Below are 20546 nucleotides of genomic sequence, written 5' to 3'. Positions count from 1 at the left end.
ATAGCCACTAATCCGACTTCACCGGCTCCAGGACCAGGCGGCCGGCGCGTATGTGTACCTGGATGGTTTGCCCAATCGAGAATCCGGCCTGCTCCAGCCAGCGGCCTTGCAGGCGCAGCGAGGGGAAGGGCGGGGTGGGGCGGCCCTTGCCGGTGTGGGGGTAATAGGCGTAGCCGATTTTGAGTTGGCGCTGCCGGGGAAACTTCCGTGATTGACCAGCCATCTTGGCTCCTAGCGGTTCGTTGATACCGCGCCCCCTGTTGAAAGAGGCGACCGAGTACTTCAACACCGCCGCTAGACGGCCCCCAGCTTTCCCCGGCAAGCCGGGTCTTGTATGACTGGGCGCTACTCGGCCAGAAGCTGGCCTTGGAGTTGGTCCATCTCTAGATTAGGGATGAGCCGCTAGCGGAGGATGTGTTGAGCACCGGTGGTTAAGCTAGGTTCCTCAAAGACCAAAGGCCATAACGCTGTTTGTCGGTTGACTGCTTATGATCTAGAGCGGACATCACCCGTCTCTATGCTGGACCAGTAGATCAGGGTGGTTCTTCGGCTTTTTAGCTGGAGCCAGCAGCCCTAGTATCGACATGTATGAAAGGGGGGCGGGGCATACGGTACGCTATGGATGGGTCGGATAGCCGAATCCCGAAGATCCGATTATTAGTCGTTAGGTGCTTTAGCAGGTGAATCGCGTGCCAAGCCCACAATATTTGATTGCCCACGCCTGTTTTGACTGCCGCAAGAGCTTCAAGATAACTCCCCGAAAAGATTTGTCGGCTGTTTGTCCTAATTGCGGCGGGAACATCCAAGAAATGGGGCGCTCATTCAAGGCGCCGCCTGCCAAAGACCTTGAGCAATGGGAAAAGATAAAAGTGCTGTTTGCAGCCGGTTTCCGCTTCTCCAGCTATCGCAGCACTCTCGGGCCACCGCTTCCGGACAGGTTGGCCGACGCCGCGGCCTTTATCCGCGATAATCCGGCACATCCCCTTCGAGTGGCGGCGCCTAACAATTCGTTCGAAAAACAGTGTTCAGAATAGATTTTCTGGCTACACGGTTTAGTTCGATCCGCGGCCGCCTGTTGCACCTCTGTTCCATTGCCCCAATCACTGAACTTCAATCGGGCGGAGACCAATGAACCATCCTTTCCTTGCTGTTGCCGTCCTTTGCCTGATGTCAGCAACTGGGCCATCGCTTGCCCAGGACGCCCCGAAGCCAGCCACGCCCGCAGAAGTTCCCAGCGTTACGCTGCCACCCGAACTGGATCGAGTACTCCGCGACTACGAGCGTGCATGGCGAGTGGGTGACGCGGCGGCCCTCGCGGCGCTGTTCGCGGAGGACGGCTTCATCCTGCAAAGCAATCGTCCGCCCGTCCGCGGACGCAAGGCCATCCAGGCCGCCTATGAAGGCGGAAGCGGCGGCCCGCTGCGGCTACGCGCGCTCGCCTTTCACGCCGAAGCCACGACCGGCTACATCGTCGGCGCCTACGGCTACGGCGATGGACCCGGCGAGACCGGCAAGTTCACCCTCACACTCCGCCGCACCCCCGGCCAGCCGTGGCTGATCTTCTCGGACATGGACAATCAGAACGCGCCGCCGAAGCCCCGGCGTGCTTCGGATACGCCTTGAAGAGCGGGGCGGCTATCAAACATCCCGGGATTCAGATATGAGGTAGTGGGTATCGCATGGAAGAACAACGTACATTCTGGTCCTGGTTCGAGCGGAACGAGGCAAGATTTCGTGACATTGAGGTGCCGGAGAAAGAGCAACTGCTCGACGAATTGCTGGACGCCCTGCACGAGTATTGCCCCCATCTCTGGTTCGAGACCGGGAGGGCAGAGGACGGACACAACGAGCTGATCATCTCGGCGGAAGGCGACACGCGCCACTTCTCAGCGGTCCGCACCCTCGTTGCCGCTGCCCCGTCGATTCCAGGGTGGAGGTTCATCGCGTTCAAGCCCGGCAGCGGATTCGGCTTCGTCACCGACTACGAAGGCATCACATTCAGCCCGGAAGCGGCATGGTTCATGCCACTCCGATCAGCCAGCGACCCGACCGGGCTTGGCGTTCGCGTGGGCTACGCACACTACGATGCGGCCCGAGAGCAGGCATTCCTGACAGGAACCTTCATCATGCTGGAGTGCGCCATCGGTGAGCTCGCGCTCGCCGAGCAGGTGCAGTACATCGAGGTGATGGCATTGCCGTCCAGCCCCGAATCCAGTGGGTACTTGCCCCTCCCGGAACTCGCGGGCCTACTGGTTGCGGAAGTGCCTTCAAAAGGGAGCGCTTCGTGAAGTTCCTCGGGTTCTCAATCGTGGATGATTTCATTTCGCTTCAGTGCGATGCGAGGCGTTTCGATCTTCATAACGATTTCGAATTCGTTGAGTTCCTGTACAACCCCACGAAGCGGACCTTGGTACTGCGCTGGCATCGTCGCTCCCGTAAATGGGTGAAGCCAACGGATCCCGTTGAACTTCGTCTTGCCTTTTCCGGCGTTTACCTGTTCAAGGTCCGCGAGCGGGATCCGGACATGCCATACACCGAGGACGACTGCCTGAGCGCAATCGGATTCATGTGGGACGACATGGTTGAGGAAATGAATGGTTTTGCCAGGAACGAACCCATAGAGGGATGCACACAGGTGGCTGCGATGTTCATGAGCGGCTTGAGCATCAAGGTGGGCGCGGAGTCCGTAGCATTGGTTGTTACGGAAGCGCCCGTTTAGAGTGCGATATCGGGATAGGGAGACATATCGCCATGCGACCGTGGAAAAGTATCCTGGTCATTGCCATGCTCGCCCCCCTCCTGGCAGTCGCCGGATACACGGGTTATCTCTGGGCCACCTATCTTGATGAGACGGTTGTCTCCGGCACGGCCTACGGATTTACCATCGGCGCTTCCAGGCAGGAAGTGCTGGCGGCGGCCAGAAGCCTCAATGACCACCCGCGTGCAGTCGTGTACATCAGCTACGGTCCGAGAACCGGGGACCACTTCAGCATCGCGCCTTCTCAGGTACGAATAGAACAACTGCAAGCGCACGACCAATGGGACGTACTTCTTGATGGGTCGGACAAGTTCTTCAATTCGGTCCGCCTGACTTTCAACGACGACAGACTCGTCGAGATCCATCGTCACAGGCAGCGCTTCGAGATACCCTAGGCAACACGCTTTGCCAATGCCATTTTCGGAAAGGTCGGTTCACGGTATTTTGTTGTTAAGAGAGCCGGATTCTCGGTCACTATCAATGCTCATTCGATTCGCCACGCTTGCAATGGACCGAGACTCTGGCTATGCCAGCGGAATCTTGGTGGCTAGCACAACCTTGCGCGATGAAGGTGATCTGACCTCGGACGAGCATCTAGAATTGCGCGAAGCGTTGTCCTGGTTCAACGAGGAACTGTTCGTGCCCAAGGTGCTGGAGCGGCCAGAGCATCGCCGAGCGATCTCCTGGTTCAAACCAGCGGCGGAGGACGCCATTCGACGCATGTGGCACCTCAAATACCTGCTTGACCGCCATGGCCACCATGTCGAAGTACTCAGGACTTCGGAACCGGGTTCAGTTGTTTATGAGGACGATTGGCAGCTGATCGCAAAACCGCGAAAGGGACAGCGGTTCTGGTAAAAGACCGGGTTCAAAGCACTGTCATTGCGGAACAGGACGTGCTTTTTCTGTTCCAGAGTGGCTGGAAAGAGGGGCATCTGGGTGACGCATGAGGCTATTCGGATCCATGCAGGACGACGTTCTGAATGAACTCATCCGCGTCGGTTTTCAGGTGCGCGTGGCGCGTCAGGCCACGGTGCGAATACAGGATGGATACGCCTACGGATTCATCCGCTGGATGGCGGCAATACAGGCCATCCAGCTCCAACAGTAGCGGTCCATTTGCGCCTTTGGCTCCCCGGTCCTTTGAAGTGGCCCGGTAGCGTACGCATGGGTACGCTCGCTCGCTTGAATACTTGATGGATTGTTCCAGCAGTTCATACCGGTCAGGCATCTGAGGGTCGGTGTCGCTCGCGGATGACCTTCTAATCAGCTCCTCATACTCCTCGGGCGAGTTGGCGGGTCCCATTCGGAACAGCGCGACGGCCGCAACAAAGGAATTGATCGCCTCGCCACGGGAAAACCGCACCTCGAAATCGGATTCGCTTTGCATCCGCCAATTTCCTCCCGCAGGGCTGCTCACCGTCATGTAAGGGGTGGAAAACACTCCGGTGGGCGGTGCCTCGGGGGCGGTGCTGCTGACATCCGCAACCAGAGTGCTCGACAACAACAAGGTGGCTAGCGCGGTAAGCTTCATATGTATGAAATCTGTCGGGCGGGTAAAGAATGGGGTCGGCAAAAAAATAGGAAGAGTACTCTACTTGCCTGACGAGACCGCGCTCTGAACGCGGTTCCTGAGGCTGGCTGGCATTGGCGCCATCTTGAGCCAAGATCAGGGCCGACCTGTCGCGCGGCTACTTCATGAATTCGACCGGCACCAGCACATCCTCGTGTGTCTGTCTTAGCGGTGTGATGGGCTTGGACACCTTGAAGGGCGGAGTCAGTCGCCCCAACCATGCCAGATTCTGTTCGTTCTCGCGAAAGACGCCGTCCATGACGACATACTGGTAGGAAAATTGCCGGATCAACTGTTCCAGCGCTGGGTGGTCGCCCTCGATGGCCAGGGCGTTGACCGCGATGTCGTTCTCATAGTCGTGCTGACTGGCATAAAGCATCGGGACGCCGTAGCGCATGGCGAGATACCCGGTGATGATGATTCTGCGTCCGGCGACCTCGCCCGGCGCGGTCGCCAGTCGGGTGAAGCTGGTGAGACAGGGTTTGTCCGAGCCAGGCACGCGGTTGAAGCAGATGGGGGCAGGGTCCGAATCAGCGGCGGGTACCGCTGCTGGCATCGAACTCCAGAGTGTCGCCAGGACTGCAATCAGCAGCACCTGGGTGATCCCCATCATCCATAGCCATTTCCTCATCCGGGCCTCGGCGCTCATTGCGCGTCCGCGGTACGGGCACCCGCACCCGTACGCGCCTGCGTGTGTTTCGCGAGGAAGGCGAGCAGCCGCGTATAGAAATCGACCTTGTCGACATCGAGCATCAACCCGTGTCCCGCATTCGTATACTCGTGGGACTCCACCTCGACACCTGCCTGGCGCAACGCCTTGGTCATGCGCCTGGCGTGGGCGATGTCGACGCGGGCATCCAGCTTGCCATGCACGATCAGCACCGGCACCTTGACCGCGGCCGCGTTACCCACCGGGGAGCGCTCCGCGAGCACCTTCTGGTCCTTCCCCACCACTTTCGCCAGGTATTCCAGGCCGTAATCGCTGCGGCGGATATTGCCCCACTTGTACAGCTTGGCGAGATCGTAGGGGCCCGCGCCACCGACGACGCAGCGGTACAGCGACGGCTCGCGAACCGCGCCCATCAGCGCCGCGTAGCCGCCGTAACTCCAGCCGGAGATGCAGATGCGGTCCGGTGCGGCGATGCCTTCGGCGATGGCCCATTTCGTGGCGTCGGTGATGTCGTCCTGCATGGCGCGGCCCCATTGCATCCAGCCGCTCTGCTGGAATTGCCGGCCGTAACCGCCGGAGCCCCGGAAATTCACCCGCAGAACCGCATAGCCCTGGCTGGCGAGCAGCGCGGCTTCGCTGTCATACATGGCCGAGTCGTACACGCCATGCGGCCCCCCATGGGGCACGACGACCATCGGCAAGCCGGTCTCCGGCGCCTGGGGGGGCAGGGTGAGGATGCCATGGAGCGTGATGCCGTCGCGCGCGGTGAGAACGACTTCCCGGTTCTTCGGGAGGCTTGTTTCCGTCAGCCATGATTTCGCGCGTGCAAGCAGCGATGCCTTCTGGGTCGCGCGGTCATACAGGTACCAGGTGCCGGGGTCGCGATCGCCAACGGTGCTGACGATGGCCTTGCCGGCATCGGCGGAGGTACTGGTGATACTGACGATACGTCCGGGGAAGGCCGCGATGATCGAGGCGATGGCCTGCGCGTCGGGATGCGCGGCATTCCAGATCACCGCCTGCGGCCGGGTCGCGCCGTAGTACGCCCCGATGGGGGTCAACTTGTCGAACGCGAGGATGTAGCGGATGGGGTCGGAAGTCGCATGGCGATATACCTCGGTACGTTTGCCGGTCGCGAAGTCGTAACGCTCGATGACGTCCGGACCGCTGGACCTTTCCGCCTGCAGGAAACCAGAGGCGCCGTCACGGTCCACGCCGATGGCCCAGACGTCGACACCACTCTCCTTGCTGTCATTGACTAGCGTCCAGCCCTTGTCCTCGCCGATGTGTGCATGGAGCTTGGTATCCGCCTTGTCGTCGACGGAGGTGGCGAATCGCACGTTGCCCCGCCGGTCGGGGAAGAGCACCGAGTCGCGATCGGGTGCGGTGATGATGGCATCGCCGATGCGGTTGGTGTGTCCGATCTCCACCTTGTGCACGGCGTCGAAGCAGCCACCTTCACCCCAGTTGGTGCATTGCGTGACCAGCAGATGATCCGGATCGCCGTCGATGGTGGCCAGGAAGTTGGCGGGCACCATGTAGCGACCCTTGCCGTCACTCTGGACGATTGCCATGACCGGCTTGTTGATCGCGAGATTGTATCGCGCCATCACCGCGTTGGCCGATACCAGAAAGCGCGTATCATCCAGCCAGCGCAGCGTATGGATCTCGCCACCATCGCCTGGATTGAAGCGCGTCAGCAACGTCAGCGTCTTGGTTTCGCGGATGGTGACGAAGGTGCGGTCATCCGCGCGCTCCGCGACCGCCAGACGCGTTCCGTCCGGCGATATCTGGACATTCTCGATGGTCGGGCGCTTGAGGAAGGCCAGCCAGGCCGGCGACATACCGGTAGGCTCATCTGCCCGTATGGACCCGGAATGAGCTGCGCAAGCGAAACAAATCACGGCAGCAGCAACGCGTACCGTGGATGGAACCTTCCCCATGTTCTGAATTCCCTTTGCCCCGGATGCCTGGATGTTCCCCATGGCAAGTCTAGCCGGGGTGGGATCGGGCTTCCAACCCCTCAGGACGTTTCGCTTGGGACAGATGCCCGCCGCATCGGTCCATTCGTGCTTTATTTTGTTGCTCGCGTTTGTTGTGCTTTCAACCAGGGACCGCTGCACCACATCCCATGCTGTCTGATCGTGGTTCAGCCGCTGCTCGCCGCAAATGGCCTTCCCCCCACACCCGCACCCCCTCGACGATCGGCAACAGGGTCCTGCCGTATGCCGTCAGCTGGTAAATCACCGGCGCAGGCACGCTGCCGGTGGGAGTGCGATCGACCAGGCCATCGGCTTCGAGTTCCCGCAATTGTTCGGCGAGGACCTTGTTCGAGATCGGGGTGACGCGGTGTTGCAGGCCGGCGAAGTGCAGTTCGCCGTGCGCCAGCCAGTAAAGGATCGTCAGTTTCCATTTGCCGCCGATGGCCGCGAAGGCGGCCGCCAGCGGGCAGCCTTCGAGCGGATTGGGCCGGGCATGGTTACCCGCAGGTACCTTCTTGTTCATGCTGGCCTCGCGTTCCTATCCTGCGCGCATCATGGGAGACGGGACGAGACGATGCAAAACCCCGCGCGAAGCTGGCTCGGCGGCACATGCCTGGCCATGGCATTGCTGGCGATGAACGCGCCGGCACAGACGCCGCAGGTCGCCTCCGCCGCCGCGCCGGGCGACGGCCAGCACGACTTCGACTGGGAAATCGGCACCTGGAAGACCGAACTGCGGCGATTGGCCAAGCCCTTGTCTGGCTCGCAGGAATGGGGGGAATACGCCGGCACCAGCGTCGTCCGCAAAGTGCTGGACGGACGCGCCAACCTGGTTGAACTGCGCGTGGCGGGCCCGGCGGGAGCCATCGAAGGCGTCAGCCTGCGCCTCTACAACCCGCAGGCCGGGCAGTGGAGCCTGCACTACGCCGGCGCCCGCAGCGGCACCCTGACCCGTCCGGTCCACGGCAGCTTCCGCAATGGCCGCGGCGAGTTCTACGGCCAGGAAGACCTCGACGGCAAGGCCATCCTCGTCCGCTTCGTCATCTCCGACATCACCCCCGACTCGGCGCGATTCGAGCAGGCTTATTCGGACGACGGCGGACGCAACTGGGAGACCAACTGGATTGCGGTCGATACGCGCATCGGGGATGCGGAGTAGAGCGGCGGAATCACACCCTCAAGACCCGCTTCGGCAATGCATTCCAGGACCTGGGCGGTGACGGGAACGCGGTAGCGATCGGGTCAAGGGGAACGCTTGCGATGGATGCGTGGCTGCTCCGGCGGCGACGCCGTCACGGGCGTGCGCTCCGGATCCGTGTCGCTTCCCGTACCGGACGCCGCCGCATCGGGTGGAGGTGTGTCGGGCATGGACGCAGCCGCATCGCGTTTGCGGCTCTTCTTCTCTTCCAGCTTTTTTTTCTTGGCCAGTTCGCGCTGGCGCTTCTCGAAGGCGTAGTTGGGGGTAACGGGCAAGGAGATACTCCTGTTCGCTCAGCGTCGGTGTTTGGCGGCGGGGCTGCCGTCAGCGGGCGGGATGGGCTTGCCGTCCTGGCCTGGCTTGCTCCGCGTGTACGTCGTGCCCAGTACTTCGATGGTCCCGCCGTCGCGGTGGAAGGCGACCAGGTCGGCCGCCAGGGTTTCGTGCGTGAGGGGGACGCGGTCGCTGCTGCCCGGGTGGCGCGCGAACATCCGGCTGACTTCACGGTGGCCTTTCGGCGAGGTCGCGGCGTTCGGTATCTGCTTGCGGGGACGGGACATGCGGCTCTCCTATGAGTACAGCGTCAGGGGGATGCCACGCGAGGTGCTGTCCAGATATTCGGTGCGCACCGCGCGGCAGTAAGGTCCCAACATGACGAAGCGGCGACACACATCGGGTCGTGTGTCGTAGATGGAACAACACATGCGTGCCGCGTCGATGGCCACGCACCAACCTTCCGCATCGCGCGCCATCACCGTCAGGCCGGCCGGCGTGTGCTCGGTCAGATGCGCGGGAATACGGTCTTCCGGCTGCAACACGACCGTCAGGCGGCAGCACACGGCATCGCAACTCGCGCACAGCGGCAATTCGGAAGCAGGGATGGCGCTCATGCGGCCAGTCCCCGCCGGTAGTGCAGCAGCCGGCCGCGATGCGGAGGGGCGTCGCGGTCGTCCATCGGACAGGGCGTGGCGTCCACCCCGAACCCCTGCGCCGCCAGCATGTGGCTGAAGCGCGCACTGTTGCCGCGCCCGGGATCGGTGATCAGCACCTCCGCACGGGGTTCCGCATGGCGTTCGATCACGGCGCTCAGTACGTCCGCGCTGTCGCGCTCGTACAGGACATCGCTGGCGACGATCGCATCGAAGCGACCCAGTGACGGCAGCGGGGTATCCCAGCGGAGCTGCCGGTAGTTGAGCGCCGGCAGACAATTCAGCGCGGCGTTGTAGGCCAGGAATACCTCCGCCAGCGGATGCATGTCCGATGCGACCACGTTGGCGCCGCGCTTCTGCAGCACCAGACTGGCCAGGCCGATACCGCAGCCGATCTCCAGGATGCGCTTGCCGGCGATGTCAAAACGCTGCATTGCCTGGGCCAGCAGGCGGCCCGCAGGCCAAAGCTGCCCGAACAGACTCCACTGCGCCGACGAAATGCCGATGCGCGCGCCATGGCCGTCGGGGTCGGCGAATTGCTGCTTGTCGCTCAATACGCGCAGGCGATAGACATGACCACCCACGGCGTGGCGGGTCTCGCGGACTTGGTAGCCCGTCATGGGCACTCCAGGAGGTGCGTCTGCCGGAAGGACGGTGACGCGTGAAGAAAAGCGCAGCGAGCGACGGCAGGGACGGTCGGACGGGACGCACGATGTTGCCGCGCCATCGTACGCCATAAGACGTGCGCGAACCTGAAGCGGACCAGGGAGCAAGACGGACGGTAGCCCCGAGGTCTATACGGCCGTCCATCCGGTCATCGGCTCCCCTCGGCGGTTTTTCCGGCAATGGCGGGCCGCAGGGACCGATTCCCGTCGCTTCGCACCAGGGGTGACAGGCTGCCACACCGGTCCCACGGCGGCTTTCGCAATGCATCTGCATTTACAGCGTATGGTATTCAGGGCATAACGCATCAGGCGAAGACCTGACGCTATGGCGATGGAAAGCATCGAAATCGTGAATGAGCTGGCCTACACCCTTGGCTCCCAAGACAATTCCCGGCGGTACGCCTTCGAACTGGATCTCTCCGGTGAATATTCCCCGAGCTCCATTCATGGAGTCATCGTGGATGGCGTGCCAACGGCTGTCTTCGCCGCCAGCGGCGGCGCCACCGGCGTCCATGACCACTCCTTCATCCGGGCGGAGGACCGTTGCTACTTGGCGGTAGGATCGCACGTCGTTTGCTTTGGAGTGAAACCGTTTGAGTATCTCTGGACGTTGCGGATAGACGAGGTCACCTGTTTTGGCGTTCATTACGGTGACGAAGCAGATGCGCTTGTTTCCCATGGAGAGCTTGATATCTCCCGTTTTACAGAATCCGGGCAGATCGTCTGATCGAAATCCGGCGAAGATGCCTTTACGGGAGCGGTCACCCTGCGCGGTGATCATGTCGAAGCCATTGACTTCAATGGCAGGATGTATCGTTTTGACTATATAGACGGGCATGAGCGCAATTGACAGATCCACTAAGGAGTTCCTATGCCGGTAGTTGCCGTCTGCTGGAACGTGATCTTCTTCCTCGCTGTCCGTGAGACGGTCAGGAAGGCCAGGGAGATTGGCCCAGGCAACCTCCGTTTTCTGACGACCAGCCCCCGGGTTTCATGGCTGCTCATGTTGGTTGGGGTGGTCATCGGCGTCGGGATGCTGCTGGTGGTGCTCCATGCGATTGCCGCGGGTGATGTGAGCGAAGTCTGCCGCAGGTGCTTCAAGCAACGGTTCTCGTATGCCACCAGCCCGGTTTCCTATTTGCTTACGGTCGCCGCGCTCATCGAACTGTGTTTTGTGGGTTTCTTTGTCGTATTCCTCGCTCGTAATTCGTTGAACGCCATCCGGGAGCGTGGCTGAACTTGTCCGGAGCCGCGCTGTCGATGATGTCCGGCATTGTGGCCGAACCGGCAAGGTAATCACGACAGCGGTTGATCATGCATGCGACCGCCTGGAGCAGTCCGGCGCTCTCGTGGAAGCGGATAGGGTAGGAGGGAAGGCTGTCAGCTTCGGCAGTCGTCGCTCATCATGCCGTCCGTCCAGAGGCCTGCCTTGAACATACAGTGGCGCAACGCTCCGGAAGGCATGATCCGGAGTGGCCCGAAGTTGGATGCCGGGCCGGCTCCGTCCCGGCGTGTCATGCGCATGCAAACCGCGTCCGGGGCATTCGTTTCGCAACTGGCGACTCCCCTCCCAACCACTGCTCAGGAGAAGACCCATGGGATACGTAACGACGAAAGACGGCGTCGAGATCTTCTACAAGGACTGGGGCCCGCGCGATGCGCAGGTCATCCATTTCCATCATGGCTGGCCGCTCAGTTCCGATGACTGGGACGCGCAGATGATGTTCTTCCTGAACAAGGGTTTCCGGGTGGTCGCGCATGACCGGCGCGGGCATGGCCGATCCAGCCAGGTCTGGGAAGGCCACGACATGGATCACTACGCCGACGACGTGGCGGCGGTGGTCGAGAAGCTCGGCACCCGCGGGGCGATGCATGTCGGGCACTCGACCGGCGGGGGCCAGGTGGTGCGCTACATCGCGCGGCACGGCCAGGACAAGGTGTCCAAGGCCGTGCTCATCAGCGCCGTGCCGCCGCTGATGGTCAAGACCGAGAGCAATCCGGGCGGGACGCCAAAGGAGGTGTTCGACAACTTCCAGGCGCAGGTCGCGGCGAATCGTGCGCAGTTCTACTACGACGTTCCCGCCGGTCCCTTCTACGGGTACAACCGCCCCGGCGCCAAGCCCTCGGAAGCGGTGATCTGGAACTGGTGGCGGCAGGGCATGATGGGCGGCGCCAAGGCCCACTATGACGGCATCGTCGCGTTTTCGCAGACCGACTTCACCGAGGATTTGAAAGGCATTTCCATCCCGGTGCTGGTGATCCACGGCGACGACGATCAGGTCGTGCCCTACGATGACTCGGGCGTGCTGTCGGCGAAGCTGGTGAAGAACGGCCGGCTCAACACCTACAAGGGCGGGCCGCATGGCCTTCCCACCACGCATGCCGATCAGATCAACGCGGATCTTCTGGCGTTCCTGCAGGAAGGTTGATCCTCGTTGGTACGAAAGCACACGCCCCGCATTGAAGGCGGGGCGTGTGTCGATTGCAAGGGAAGTGTTCGGATCAGGAACAGCGGCGACTGATATGCGCCGCCGTCACCCATCATCCCGCTGCACCCGCGCCCGATAGTCACGCACATTGTCGCCGCGGATACGGGTCTCCTGCGTACCGGTCACGGTATCGACCTTCGAGTCCGAGCCGGTCACCGGCTTGGCTTCGATCGTGGTCTCGCGCTCGAAGGCGTGTGACTTGTCGGTGTTGCGGTAGTACCGGTACAGGGCCCAATAGAGCGCCGTCGCGCCGACCGGGCCGGCCGCCAGCAACCAGAGTCCGCCGTCGTCGCTCATGACGCCACCACCAGGAACCAAAGGACCAGGGATTCGATGAAAGTGCCGGTGGCCAGCGCGGCCAGCAGCAGTTTCCATTGCTGCACGGGCACGCTGCCCATGGTTTCGCCGGTACGGCCGTTCACCGCGATGTAGTGCAGCATGCCGCCGTTGCGGCCGGGCTGGTGATAGGAGTACAGCCAGACCGGCAGGTACATCGACACCCAGCGGGTGCCGTGGACTTCGAGCTGCTCGCGCTCCCAGCGCACGCCGCGGTCGTAGCGGCGCACGGAGCTTTCGACCTGCGCGCGCGCGATCGACAGCAACTGGTCTTCCAGCCTCGGCCGCATCCGCTCGACGTCCAGGTTGCGCTTCTCCGAGGTGAAACCCAGCAGGTACGAGGCGTTCCACTTCAGCGCGTTCTTGGTGTCGAACGGCAGGATGGTATTGATGATGTTGTTGGTGTTGACGCGGGTGTCCAGGTTGCCGCGATCGGACGAGGATTCCAGCGGCAGGTCGTCCACGGTGAAATCCACCGCGCGGTTCACCTGGTACACGTCGGCGTCGTAGTAGGTCTTCTTCTTGTCGCCGCTGCCGCGCGTGTATTCGCGGGTCTTGATTTCACCCCTGCCGGTGACGGCGGCGCTCGCGTTGCCATCGACGATCATGTAGGGCAGGTAGACGCCGACGACATTCTCGGGCGTGAACTGTTCCTTGAACGCCTTCAGCGCGAACAGGCGGCGTTTGTCCACGAACTGGCGGATGCGCGCGACCGCATCCTCCTTGCCTATGTGGAACGGCAGCACGGCATCGGGCACCGCGCCGTTGGCGACCTGTTCGTTGACGCCGAACACGTGACGGCACCAGTGGCAGCGCGCCGTCATCGTGGTCTCGGTATTGACGGTGACCTCGGCGCCGCAGCCGGTGCATTTGAAGCTCATCAGGCTGGCGGCGTCGGCCTCGATGTCCCGCGCGCCCGAGGCGATGACGGTGCCGCGCAGTTGGTCGAGGCCTTCGCCCAGCCCGAATTCCTCTTCCACGCGCGCGCCGTGCCATTCATGACGGCAGTACTGGCAAACCAGCACGTCGGTGCCGAGCCTGAGGCGGACATCGGTGGCGCCGCATTTCGGGCAGCGGTTCAGGCCGTCCCGGAGTTCGGCCGATGCCGTGTCCAGCGCAACCGGATCAGGCGCCTCCAGCTCATCGCGGATGGCGCCGGGCAGGGTGGCCGGATCGACCGGGAACTGGCCGGGCAGGGGCGGCACGTCCCGCGGCGAGCCGGGGCCGGCCACGGGCGCCGCCGGCAACGGCGGCGGGGTCTTGGGATCGGACATGGATGCGGAACGCCTGCTCGCTTACAGACCCAATGCCTTGGCCTTGAGCGCGTCGTAGTCGGCCTGGGTGATGAGGCCGAGGTCCAGCATCTCCTTGGCCTTCTTCAACCGGGCAACCGGGTCTTCGGCCGCGGGCGCGGCCGGGGCCACCGGCTGCTGCAGGCTGCCGACACCGCCGACCATGCCGGTCGCCATGCCCAGTCCGACCAGCCCGGCGGCGCCGCCGTTCTCGCCGGCCGACTGGATGCCCTGCGCCACGCTGGCCTGCAGGTTGGAGTTGCCGCGCCCGCCGGACAGCGCGTCGGCGCGCTGCACGGTCTTGAGCAGCTCACGGGTGTTGGCGTCGTACTCGATCGACACGATGGCGGTCTTGACGATCGCCAGCCCGCGTTGCGAGCTCCACTGGTAGCCCTGTTCGACCGCATCGGACAGGCTTTTGGCGAAGCCCAGCGAATCCTGCTGCAGCTTGGTGATGCGGTTGCCCTTGGCCGGATCGTTCGTATACAGGCTGAAGGCCGGCGCCAGCGAACCCACCACTTCATTGAACAACTGGCTGGCGGCGGCGTTGTCCATGTCGGTGAAATCGAATACCTCGCCCGGCTGCAGGTAGCGCGCCGGCACGAAATTCTTCACGAACAGGATGGGGTCGGTGATCTTCAGCGTGTAGGAACCGCGCGTCACCGCGCCGACCTGGGTATTGAGGAAGCCGTCGTCCCAGTAGATTTCCGACTGGGTGCCGAAGCGGTTGTCGGGCAGTTCCTTCAGCGAAACGAAGAACGCGGCCTGCTGGGAACCCGGCTGGCCGCCGAACTTGAAGCGCTCCCAGCTTTGCTTGATCAGCGGGCTCACCAGGCCGTCGCCGGCGAAGATCGACTGCGAGTTCACGTCGTCCGAGCGCCATTCATAGCCACCCGGTTCGGCGACGAAGCCGGTCACCGCGCCGTCCTGGAACAGCAGCAGTCCGTAGCCCTCGGGCACGACGATCTTCGACCCGTTGGTGATGATGTTGGAGGAGCCGCGGGTGTTCGAACCCCGTCCGGCATTGGTCCCGCGCGGAACCGCCGCGAACAGTGCCGCCGTTGCCGGCAATCCTTCCGGCACAGTGTAGAAATCCTTCCACTGGTCGGCCAGAACACCGCCAACCGCGCCTGCCACCGCCTGTACAAGACCCATGACCAACTCCCTTCTGTTCGTGGACGGGCACCGTGCCCCTATGCTCGCCGCACTATACCAGTGCGGTGGGTCGGGAAAGGTTGCGGGGCGGCAGGTCGAAGCCACCGATCCGCCGCTTGTCATGCAAGGACCGAAAGTCCTGTGCACGGGACTCGGGTTCTCCCCGGGGGCTGCGCGAAGCCCCGTCGTGCGTCGTGGGTAGATGCCAGGCAGGCGTGCGGGAACGGATTCAAGTATCTTGCCGCTTCACCAGAAACGCACTCCCGCTCCGGCCCCGCACATGACCCGAACCTTGTTGCTCGCAGCGCTCCTCATGATGTCATCGGCGGCGACCGCCATCGTCATCCGGCATGACGTCGATGATGCGAAGTACCGGATTCCGGCCTCCGAGTTTCCCGCGCTCGTCGACATGCCGGGCGAAGGACACGGGGTATTGATTGCTCCGCAGTGGGTCATCACGGCGGCGCACACGATTCCCGCGGATTCAAAACTGGAGCAGGTCGTCATCAACGGCGTACCCAGAAGCGTCGAACGCGTCGTCACCCATCCCGGCTACAAGACGGTGCCGCATGACCTGATCGAGCAGGCCACGGCCACCGGAGAGGCGATGTTGATCGTGGTGTTCCTTGCCAATTCCGACGACGTCGCCCTGATCAAGCTGAAACAGCCTGTCGAGGACGTCGCTCCCGTCGCGCTCTACAAGGACGGCAGGGAGTTCGGCCAGATTGTAGAGATCGTGGGGAAGGGCGCGACGGGCACGGGCGCGAGCGGTTACGCTCCGGAAAGTCCCCATCGGACGGAGCTTCGCCGCGCGTTCAACAAAGTCAGCAGCGCGCATGACCGCTGGTTCTGCTACGAATTCGACGAACCGCCGGCGGCCCTGCCCCTGGAGGGCATACTGGGCAACGGGGACAGCGGCGGCCCGGTGCTGATCCAGAACGAGGGCCAACGGGCGTTGGCCGGACTGGCGTCCTGGAAATTCGTCCACGGCCACGTCATGACGGCACGGCCGGGACGCTACGGGCAGATCAGCTGCAATGTCCGCGTGAGCCATTACCGCGAGTGGATTGAAGGCGTGATGTCGGGGCAACCGTAGGCGGTGATGTAACGGACGGTTTGGCTGCGCCAGCTTTACGGTTCAAACAATGACCCGCAACTCCTGATCGCAGCGACAAGCCTTCGCGATACGTGCGGCCCATGCGATGGCTTCCTCGCGCGAAGGCAGTTCCAGCACGGTGAAGCCGCCAGTGAGTGGGGGCGCCCAGGAGTAGCCACCTTCGGCGAAGGTGCCGTTGGCCGAAACGAGCACGGGGGACACGCTTTCCTCGATGCCGCCGGCGAAGAGGTAGACGCCGGCGGCCTTGGCCTCGTCGATCACGGCATTGGCGTCACGGCCCACCGCCTGCATTTCGTCATCGGGCACGACCATCGCCGCGCTGGGAAAGGAAATCAGGTACATCGCCATGGTGCCCTCGTCTTGTCTGGGGAAACAACGCCGCGTAGAGCGGAGCTCGCTCCGCTGCCTTCCGCCTCCCGGAGAGAGCCGGTCACCCCGTTCCGTACCGCTGTGCCTGGCGGGAAGGGAGATTGCATGATGCCCGAATCGACGTCGCATCAAAGCGCCGAGGTCCCAGCAGAACCCTGACGGACGAAGCTTCCTTTATCTGAACAGGGCGCGCCTCCTGCCGGATACGGATTTTCTCGCACCGCACAAAATGAAAGACCGCTTCCGACGGCGCGTTGCGAAGGGAAATCCGATGCCAATCCGATACCTTCTCCAGCACTGGATTCGTGGAAATGTCCGGCCTGGCACGTAGCGTTGTCCAGCGCTGTCATTTAAAGTCGGTCGCCTCTGCCAGCAAACGGGAACACCATGGCCGCACGCCGAACCCCGCCAGCACTGCTCGCGCTTGGTCTGCTCGCGAGCCTGCCCATCGTCTCCGCGACGGCTTCGCAGAACCCCACCGACGAACTGGCCGGACGCTGGGACATCACCGTGCATACGCCCACCGGCGACGTGCCTTCCTGGCTGGAAATCCGCCGCTCCGGCGCGAGTGCGCTGGTCGGACAGTTCGTCGGCGTGGCCGGCAGCGCGCGACCGATCGCGCGGGTGGAAACGGACAATGGCGAAATGCGCTTCGCCATTCCGCCGCAATGGGAGGGAGGCAACGACCACCTTTCGTTCCAGGGACATCTGCGGGATGGCAAGCTCTCCGGGACGATGCAATTGCCGGACGGCAAACGCCACGACTGGAGCGCGGTGCGCGCGCCGTCGTTGCAGCGCGCGGAACCGCCGCGCTGGGGACAGCCGATCCGTCTGCTCGGCGGCAAGGGGCTGGAAGGCTGGCGTGCGATCGGCCAGTCCTCGCAATGGTCCGTGCAAGACGGCGTGCTGCGCAATGCCAAGGCCGGCGCCAACCTGGTCAGCGAACAGCGCTTCACCGATTTCAAGCTGCACGTGGAATTGCGTTTTCCCAAGGGCAGCAACAGCGGCGTGTACCTGCGCGGACGCCATGAGGTGCAGATCGCCGACACCTTCGGCGAGCCGGCCAGCGACAGCCTCGGCGCCATCTACGGTTTTCTGGCGCCCAGCGAGGATGCTTCCGCGAAGCCCAGCGAATGGCAGTCGCTGGATATCACCCTGGTCGGGCGCAAGGTTACCGTCGCGGTCAATGGCAAGACCGTGATCTGCGATCGCGAGATTCCCGGCATCACCGGCGGCGCGCTGGACAGCGACGAAGGCGCGCCGGGTCCGCTGATGCTCCAAGGCGACCATGGCCCCGTCGAGTTCCGCAACATCACCCTGACCCCGGCGTTGTGAGCATGGCCGACGACAATACCTACGACGCCATTGTCATCGGTTCCGGGATCTCCGGCGGCTGGGCTGCCAAGGAATTGTGCGAGAAGGGCTTGAAGACGCTGGTGCTGGAACGCGGCCGCAACGTCGAGCACATCAAGGACTATCCGACCGCGTGGCTGCCGCCGTGGGAGCTGCCACATGGCGGGGCGCTGACGCGCAAGTACCGGGAAGAGAACCCGGTGGCTTCCCGGATCGCCGCCGAGGACGTGCTGCACTTCTTCACCAAAGACGCCGATCATCCCTACGTGCAGGAAAAGCCGTTCGACTGGATTCGCGGTTATCAGGTCGGCGGGAAATCGATCATGTGGGGACGCGCCTGCCAGCGCTGGAGCCGCTATGACTTCGAAGCGCCGGAACGTGACGGCTACGGCATCGGCTGGCCGATCGGCTATGACGACATCGCGCCGTGGTATTCGCACGTGGAGAAATTCATCGGCGTGTCCGGCAACCTGGACGGCCTGGATTCGATGCCTGATGGCGAGTTCCAGCCGCCGTTCGATTTCAACTGTGTCGAGAAAGCCTACAGCGAGCGCATCCGCAAACACTACGGCGATCGCTACGTGGTGCAGGGACGCTGGGCGCACCTGACCAAGCCCGAGCAGATCCACCTGGATCAGGGGCGCGGCCCCTGCATGTCGCGCAACATGTGCTGGCGCGGCTGCCCCTATGGCGCCTACTTCAGTTCCAACTCGTCCACGCTGCCGTGGGCGGCCAAGACCGGCAACCTGACCATCCGGCCCGATGCGGTGGTGCACTCGATCATCCACGACGAGCGCAAGGGGCGCGCGGCGGGCGTGCGGGTGGTCGATGCGCATACCGGGAAGATCACCGAATACCGCGCGCGCATCGTGTTTGTGAATGCATCCGCGCTGAACTCCGTACTGATCCTGCTGAACTCGACCTCCGCGCGCTTTCCGCACGGACTGGGCAACGACAATGGCCTGCTCGGCAAGTACGTGGCCTTCCAGAGCTATCGTGCCAACGGCGGCGGTCTGATCGACGGGTTCGAGGACGGCTACTACTACGGGCGCCGCCCTTCGGAATGCATCATCCCCAACTTCCGCAATCTCAAGCGGCACGAGATGGGTTTCGTCGGCGGTTACACCACCTTCACCGGCGCCTTCCGTGAGCGTGGCGCGCCTTCGTCGGCGCGCATGGGCGGTGTCTACAAGGATGCGCAGGCGCGACCGGGACAGTGGAAGGTCTACATGTATATGCAGGGCGAGACCGTTCCCAAGGAAAGCAACCACGTCCGCCTGCACGATACGCTCAAGGATGCCTGGGGCATCCCGCAACTAGTGACGTCGGTGGAGTACGACGACAACGACGAAAAGATGGTCCGCGACTGGCGCGAGCAGGCGAAGGAGATGATGGAAGTCGCCGGTTGCCGTGACATCGAAACCGCGGATACCCAGTGGTATCCCGGACGCGACATCCACGAGATGGGCGGTTGCCGGATGGGGCGCGATCCGGCCACGTCGATGCTCAACCAATGGAACCAGCTGCACACGTGCCCGAACGTCTTCGTCACCGACGGCGCCTGCATGACCTCCACCGGCAACCAGTCGCCGTCGCTGCTCTACATGGCGTTGACCGCGCGCGCGGTGAACCGCGCCGTCGAGGAATTGGGGAGGCAGAACCTGTGAGCGATGCCAAGCAAAAGATCACCCGCCGCGAGGCGTTGAAGACCGCGCTGGCCGGCAGTGCGCTGGCTGCGACCGGCTTGTTGCTGGGTGCCGGCATGCCCGGCGACACCGAGGCCGCTCCCGCGACGCCGTCCCCGGCGCAGGACGACCGGACCTTGCTGGAGGACATCGCGGATACGTTGCTGCCGACGACGCCTGCATCTCCCGGTGCCAGGGCCGCCGGCGTCGGCGCGATGATGGTGCTGATGCTGGCCGACTGCGAGAGCCCCGAAACGCAGCAGCGTGTCGCCACGGGCTTGCAGGAACTCCGCGCCGCCTGCCGCGAGCGCGGCGGCAGTTTCGCCTCGCTGCCCGTTGCGGAACGCGAACGCCTGCTCACGGAACTGGATGCGGCGGCACAGAAGGCTGGGGACAAACACTGGTTCAACAGCGTGCGCGCGCTTGCGTTGCAGACCTATTTCAATTCCGAAGTCGGCCTCACCCAGGCCCTGCGCTATATCCCGGTGCCCGGACGCTACGACGGCTGCGTGCCGCTGGAGCCGGGGCAGCCGGCGTGGGCGTGAGGGCGATTCCCGGGGGGGCATTCAAGGACTTGGCAAGCTAGCGGGCAATCAACTTCAAGGCCCACGCGGCACAGATCATGAACGTCCAGGCCGATATCGCGATCACGGTGGTCAGCAGGATGACCGCCGAATCGGGTGCCCTGACGATCTCGTCGGCTGCTTTTTTCCTGGACCTGAGCATCGACAGGGGGAGGTGAATTCCACCGAGGATCATCAGCAGGGACGCGGCGAGTCCCATGATGGTGCCCAAGGGCTTCAAGTCGGCCGCGATTTCCGGTGGACCCAGCATCGCAAGGAGGTCTCCCGCGATGGGAGCCAGAATGCTCAAGCAGATCACCACGAATCCCAGGGCACAGGTGTGGCTGATCAATGTCCTTGTGCTTTCCTTCATCGAATCTGTTCCCTGATGTCGTCAACCCACCCGCAGAGA

28 protein-coding genes are annotated in these 20546 nt (G+C 63.1%); 13 read left to right on the top strand and 15 right to left on the bottom strand.

Going from position 1 to position 20546, the window contains the following annotated elements; all coding sequences use genetic code 11:
* Nucleotides 1-7: 7 nt before the first annotated feature.
* Nucleotides 8-223 (bottom strand): SymE family type I addiction module toxin, encoded by a 216-nt coding sequence (locus FHW78_RS04160; protein ID WP_183638081.1) that lies wholly within the window; start codon nucleotides 221-223, stop codon nucleotides 8-10.
* Nucleotides 224-689: 466 nt separating this feature from the next.
* Here FHW78_RS04160 and FHW78_RS04155 point away from each other — a divergent pair, with 466 nt between their 5' ends.
* From FHW78_RS04155 to FHW78_RS04130, 6 genes are all read left to right on the top strand, one after another.
* Nucleotides 690-1034, top strand: a complete 345-nt coding sequence (locus FHW78_RS04155) for a hypothetical protein (RefSeq protein WP_183638078.1) — start codon at nucleotides 690-692, stop codon at nucleotides 1032-1034.
* A gap of 94 nt (nucleotides 1035-1128) precedes the next feature.
* On the top strand, nucleotides 1129-1623 hold the full coding sequence (locus FHW78_RS04150; protein ID WP_183638075.1) for a nuclear transport factor 2 family protein: 495 nt from the start codon (nucleotides 1129-1131) through the stop codon (nucleotides 1621-1623).
* A 56-nt stretch (nucleotides 1624-1679) separates the two neighbouring features.
* Nucleotides 1680-2288, top strand: a complete 609-nt coding sequence (locus FHW78_RS04145; protein ID WP_183638072.1) for a hypothetical protein — start codon at nucleotides 1680-1682, stop codon at nucleotides 2286-2288.
* Nucleotides 2285-2719, top strand: coding sequence for a hypothetical protein (locus FHW78_RS04140; protein WP_183638069.1), 435 nt, complete (start codon nucleotides 2285-2287; stop codon nucleotides 2717-2719). Before FHW78_RS04145 ends, FHW78_RS04140 begins: the two co-directional genes overlap by 4 nt.
* A gap of 32 nt (nucleotides 2720-2751) precedes the next feature.
* Nucleotides 2752-3153 (top strand): hypothetical protein, encoded by a 402-nt coding sequence (locus tag FHW78_RS04135; protein ID WP_183638065.1) that lies wholly within the window; start codon nucleotides 2752-2754, stop codon nucleotides 3151-3153.
* An 85-nt stretch (nucleotides 3154-3238) separates the two neighbouring features.
* Entirely contained in the window at nucleotides 3239-3616 is a 378-nt protein-coding gene (locus FHW78_RS04130) for a hypothetical protein (RefSeq protein ID WP_183638063.1), read from the top strand.
* A gap of 94 nt (nucleotides 3617-3710) precedes the next feature.
* On the opposite strand, the gene FHW78_RS04125 is transcribed toward FHW78_RS04130, so the two are convergent.
* The 4 genes from FHW78_RS04125 to FHW78_RS04110 all read right to left on the bottom strand — a co-directional run bounded on the left by FHW78_RS04125 (nucleotide 3711) and on the right by FHW78_RS04110 (nucleotide 7506).
* Nucleotides 3711-4292, bottom strand: coding sequence for a hypothetical protein (locus FHW78_RS04125; RefSeq protein WP_183638060.1), 582 nt, complete (start codon nucleotides 4290-4292; stop codon nucleotides 3711-3713).
* Nucleotides 4293-4449: 157 nt separating this feature from the next.
* Nucleotides 4450-4980, bottom strand: a complete 531-nt coding sequence (locus tag FHW78_RS04120) for a hypothetical protein (protein WP_183638056.1) — start codon at nucleotides 4978-4980, stop codon at nucleotides 4450-4452.
* Nucleotides 4977-6845, bottom strand: coding sequence for a prolyl oligopeptidase family serine peptidase (locus tag FHW78_RS04115; protein ID WP_183638053.1), 1869 nt, complete (start codon nucleotides 6843-6845; stop codon nucleotides 4977-4979). Before FHW78_RS04115 ends, FHW78_RS04120 begins: the two co-directional genes overlap by 4 nt.
* A 259-nt stretch (nucleotides 6846-7104) precedes the next feature.
* On the bottom strand, nucleotides 7105-7506 hold the full coding sequence (locus tag FHW78_RS04110; protein WP_183638050.1) for a helix-turn-helix domain-containing protein: 402 nt from the start codon (nucleotides 7504-7506) through the stop codon (nucleotides 7105-7107).
* Between the two features lie 51 nt (nucleotides 7507-7557).
* On the opposite strand from FHW78_RS04110, the gene FHW78_RS04105 reads away from it, so the two are divergent.
* Nucleotides 7558-8142, top strand: a complete 585-nt coding sequence (locus tag FHW78_RS04105) for a hypothetical protein (protein WP_255443137.1) — start codon at nucleotides 7558-7560, stop codon at nucleotides 8140-8142.
* A gap of 83 nt (nucleotides 8143-8225) precedes the next feature.
* Here the strand turns inward: FHW78_RS04105 and FHW78_RS04100 are convergent, their stop codons facing one another.
* From FHW78_RS04100 to FHW78_RS04080, 5 genes are all read right to left on the bottom strand, one after another.
* Nucleotides 8226-8456, bottom strand: coding sequence for a hypothetical protein (locus FHW78_RS04100; protein ID WP_183641425.1), 231 nt, complete (start codon nucleotides 8454-8456; stop codon nucleotides 8226-8228).
* An 18-nt stretch (nucleotides 8457-8474) separates the two neighbouring features.
* On the bottom strand, nucleotides 8475-8741 hold the full coding sequence (locus tag FHW78_RS04095) for a hypothetical protein (protein WP_183638047.1): 267 nt from the start codon (nucleotides 8739-8741) through the stop codon (nucleotides 8475-8477).
* 9 nt (nucleotides 8742-8750) lie between these two features.
* Nucleotides 8751-9071, bottom strand: coding sequence for a YkgJ family cysteine cluster protein (locus FHW78_RS04090; protein ID WP_183638045.1), 321 nt, complete (start codon nucleotides 9069-9071; stop codon nucleotides 8751-8753).
* A complete protein-coding gene (locus FHW78_RS04085) occupies nucleotides 9068-9730 on the bottom strand; it encodes a methyltransferase domain-containing protein (RefSeq protein WP_183638041.1) in 663 nt (220 codons plus the stop codon). The genes FHW78_RS04090 and FHW78_RS04085 overlap by 4 nt, the downstream gene beginning before the upstream one ends.
* Nucleotides 9731-10049: 319 nt before the next feature.
* Nucleotides 10050-10634: a hypothetical protein gene (locus FHW78_RS04080; protein ID WP_183638038.1), complete on the bottom strand. Its 585-nt coding sequence runs from the start codon at nucleotides 10632-10634 to the stop codon at nucleotides 10050-10052.
* Nucleotides 10635-10646: 12 nt separating this feature from the next.
* Here FHW78_RS04080 and FHW78_RS04075 point away from each other — a divergent pair, with 12 nt between their 5' ends.
* On the top strand, nucleotides 10647-11012 hold the full coding sequence (locus tag FHW78_RS04075; protein WP_183638035.1) for a hypothetical protein: 366 nt from the start codon (nucleotides 10647-10649) through the stop codon (nucleotides 11010-11012).
* 358 nt (nucleotides 11013-11370) lie between these two features.
* Nucleotides 11371-12204 carry an alpha/beta hydrolase gene (locus tag FHW78_RS04070; RefSeq protein WP_183638031.1) on the top strand — a complete coding sequence of 278 codons (834 nt, stop codon included), beginning with the start codon at nucleotides 11371-11373 and terminating at the stop codon, nucleotides 12202-12204.
* A 105-nt stretch (nucleotides 12205-12309) separates the two neighbouring features.
* On the opposite strand, the gene FHW78_RS04065 is transcribed toward FHW78_RS04070, so the two are convergent.
* The 3 genes from FHW78_RS04065 to FHW78_RS04055 are packed head-to-tail and all read right to left on the bottom strand — an operon-like array spanning nucleotide 12310 to nucleotide 15047.
* Nucleotides 12310-12561, bottom strand: coding sequence for a hypothetical protein (locus FHW78_RS04065; RefSeq protein ID WP_183638028.1), 252 nt, complete (start codon nucleotides 12559-12561; stop codon nucleotides 12310-12312).
* Complete coding sequence (locus FHW78_RS04060) at nucleotides 12558-13874, bottom strand: TFIIB-type zinc ribbon-containing protein (RefSeq protein ID WP_183638025.1); 1317 nt, start codon at nucleotides 13872-13874, stop codon at nucleotides 12558-12560. Before FHW78_RS04060 ends, FHW78_RS04065 begins: the two co-directional genes overlap by 4 nt.
* 21 nt (nucleotides 13875-13895) lie before the next feature.
* A complete protein-coding gene (locus FHW78_RS04055; protein WP_183638023.1) occupies nucleotides 13896-15047 on the bottom strand; it encodes an SPFH domain-containing protein in 1152 nt (383 codons plus the stop codon).
* Between the two features lie 280 nt (nucleotides 15048-15327).
* Here FHW78_RS04055 and FHW78_RS04050 point away from each other — a divergent pair, with 280 nt between their 5' ends.
* On the top strand, nucleotides 15328-16143 hold the full coding sequence (locus tag FHW78_RS04050; RefSeq protein WP_183638019.1) for a trypsin-like serine protease: 816 nt from the start codon (nucleotides 15328-15330) through the stop codon (nucleotides 16141-16143).
* Between the two features lie 42 nt (nucleotides 16144-16185).
* Here FHW78_RS04050 and FHW78_RS04045 read toward each other — a convergent pair whose 3' ends face one another.
* Nucleotides 16186-16512 (bottom strand): YciI family protein, encoded by a 327-nt coding sequence (locus tag FHW78_RS04045; protein WP_183638016.1) that lies wholly within the window; start codon nucleotides 16510-16512, stop codon nucleotides 16186-16188.
* Nucleotides 16513-16920: 408 nt separating this feature from the next.
* Here FHW78_RS04045 and FHW78_RS04040 point away from each other — a divergent pair, with 408 nt between their 5' ends.
* From FHW78_RS04040 to FHW78_RS04030, 3 genes are read left to right on the top strand one after another with little or no spacing between them, the layout of a single operon-like run.
* Nucleotides 16921-17868 carry a DUF1080 domain-containing protein gene (locus FHW78_RS04040; protein WP_183638014.1) on the top strand — a complete coding sequence of 316 codons (948 nt, stop codon included), beginning with the start codon at nucleotides 16921-16923 and terminating at the stop codon, nucleotides 17866-17868.
* Between the two features lie 2 nt (nucleotides 17869-17870).
* Complete coding sequence (locus tag FHW78_RS04035) at nucleotides 17871-19553, top strand: GMC family oxidoreductase (protein WP_183638011.1); 1683 nt, start codon at nucleotides 17871-17873, stop codon at nucleotides 19551-19553.
* Complete coding sequence (locus FHW78_RS04030; protein WP_183638008.1) at nucleotides 19550-20116, top strand: gluconate 2-dehydrogenase subunit 3 family protein; 567 nt, start codon at nucleotides 19550-19552, stop codon at nucleotides 20114-20116. The genes FHW78_RS04035 and FHW78_RS04030 overlap by 4 nt, the downstream gene beginning before the upstream one ends.
* A gap of 37 nt (nucleotides 20117-20153) precedes the next feature.
* On the opposite strand, the gene FHW78_RS04025 is transcribed toward FHW78_RS04030, so the two are convergent.
* A complete protein-coding gene (locus FHW78_RS04025; protein ID WP_183638004.1) occupies nucleotides 20154-20507 on the bottom strand; it encodes a hypothetical protein in 354 nt (117 codons plus the stop codon).
* Nucleotides 20508-20546: the final 39 nt, after the last annotated feature.

It is taken from the genome of Pseudoxanthomonas sp. OG2 (assembly GCF_014192765.1).
In the GTDB taxonomy this organism is placed as follows: Bacteria; Pseudomonadota; Gammaproteobacteria; order Xanthomonadales; family Xanthomonadaceae; genus Pseudoxanthomonas_A; species Pseudoxanthomonas_A beigongshangi.
This window is presented reverse-complemented; position numbering and strand designations above follow the sequence as displayed.

Coding starts and splice junctions, on each gene's coding strand:
- FHW78_RS04055 (WP_183638023.1), bottom strand. CDS start 15,047: ATGGGTCTTGTACAGGCGGTGGCAGGCGCGGTTGGCGGTGTTCTGGCC.
- FHW78_RS04130 (WP_183638063.1), top strand. CDS start 3,239: ATGCTCATTCGATTCGCCACGCTTGCAATGGACCGAGACTCTGGCTAT.
- FHW78_RS04125 (WP_183638060.1), bottom strand. CDS start 4,292: ATGAAGCTTACCGCGCTAGCCACCTTGTTGTTGTCGAGCACTCTGGTT.
- FHW78_RS04060 (WP_183638025.1), bottom strand. CDS start 13,874: ATGTCCGATCCCAAGACCCCGCCGCCGTTGCCGGCGGCGCCCGTGGCC.
- FHW78_RS04115 (WP_183638053.1), bottom strand. CDS start 6,845: ATGTCGCCGGCCTGGCTGGCCTTCCTCAAGCGCCCGACCATCGAGAAT.
- FHW78_RS04090 (WP_183638045.1), bottom strand. CDS start 9,071: ATGAGCGCCATCCCTGCTTCCGAATTGCCGCTGTGCGCGAGTTGCGAT.
- FHW78_RS04160 (WP_183638081.1), bottom strand. CDS start 223: ATGGCTGGTCAATCACGGAAGTTTCCCCGGCAGCGCCAACTCAAAATC.
- FHW78_RS04145 (WP_183638072.1), top strand. CDS start 1,680: ATGGAAGAACAACGTACATTCTGGTCCTGGTTCGAGCGGAACGAGGCA.
- FHW78_RS04045 (WP_183638016.1), bottom strand. CDS start 16,512: ATGGCGATGTACCTGATTTCCTTTCCCAGCGCGGCGATGGTCGTGCCC.
- FHW78_RS04040 (WP_183638014.1), top strand. CDS start 16,921: ATGGCCGCACGCCGAACCCCGCCAGCACTGCTCGCGCTTGGTCTGCTC.
- FHW78_RS04150 (WP_183638075.1), top strand. CDS start 1,129: ATGAACCATCCTTTCCTTGCTGTTGCCGTCCTTTGCCTGATGTCAGCA.
- FHW78_RS04050 (WP_183638019.1), top strand. CDS start 15,328: ATGACCCGAACCTTGTTGCTCGCAGCGCTCCTCATGATGTCATCGGCG.
- FHW78_RS04065 (WP_183638028.1), bottom strand. CDS start 12,561: ATGAGCGACGACGGCGGACTCTGGTTGCTGGCGGCCGGCCCGGTCGGC.
- FHW78_RS04110 (WP_183638050.1), bottom strand. CDS start 7,506: ATGAACAAGAAGGTACCTGCGGGTAACCATGCCCGGCCCAATCCGCTC.
- FHW78_RS04135 (WP_183638065.1), top strand. CDS start 2,752: ATGCGACCGTGGAAAAGTATCCTGGTCATTGCCATGCTCGCCCCCCTC.
- FHW78_RS04105 (WP_255443137.1), top strand. CDS start 7,558: ATGCAAAACCCCGCGCGAAGCTGGCTCGGCGGCACATGCCTGGCCATG.
- FHW78_RS04025 (WP_183638004.1), bottom strand. CDS start 20,507: ATGAAGGAAAGCACAAGGACATTGATCAGCCACACCTGTGCCCTGGGA.
- FHW78_RS04085 (WP_183638041.1), bottom strand. CDS start 9,730: ATGACGGGCTACCAAGTCCGCGAGACCCGCCACGCCGTGGGTGGTCAT.
- FHW78_RS04075 (WP_183638035.1), top strand. CDS start 10,647: ATGCCGGTAGTTGCCGTCTGCTGGAACGTGATCTTCTTCCTCGCTGTC.
- FHW78_RS04070 (WP_183638031.1), top strand. CDS start 11,371: ATGGGATACGTAACGACGAAAGACGGCGTCGAGATCTTCTACAAGGAC.
- FHW78_RS04120 (WP_183638056.1), bottom strand. CDS start 4,980: ATGAGCGCCGAGGCCCGGATGAGGAAATGGCTATGGATGATGGGGATC.
- FHW78_RS04035 (WP_183638011.1), top strand. CDS start 17,871: ATGGCCGACGACAATACCTACGACGCCATTGTCATCGGTTCCGGGATC.
- FHW78_RS04095 (WP_183638047.1), bottom strand. CDS start 8,741: ATGTCCCGTCCCCGCAAGCAGATACCGAACGCCGCGACCTCGCCGAAA.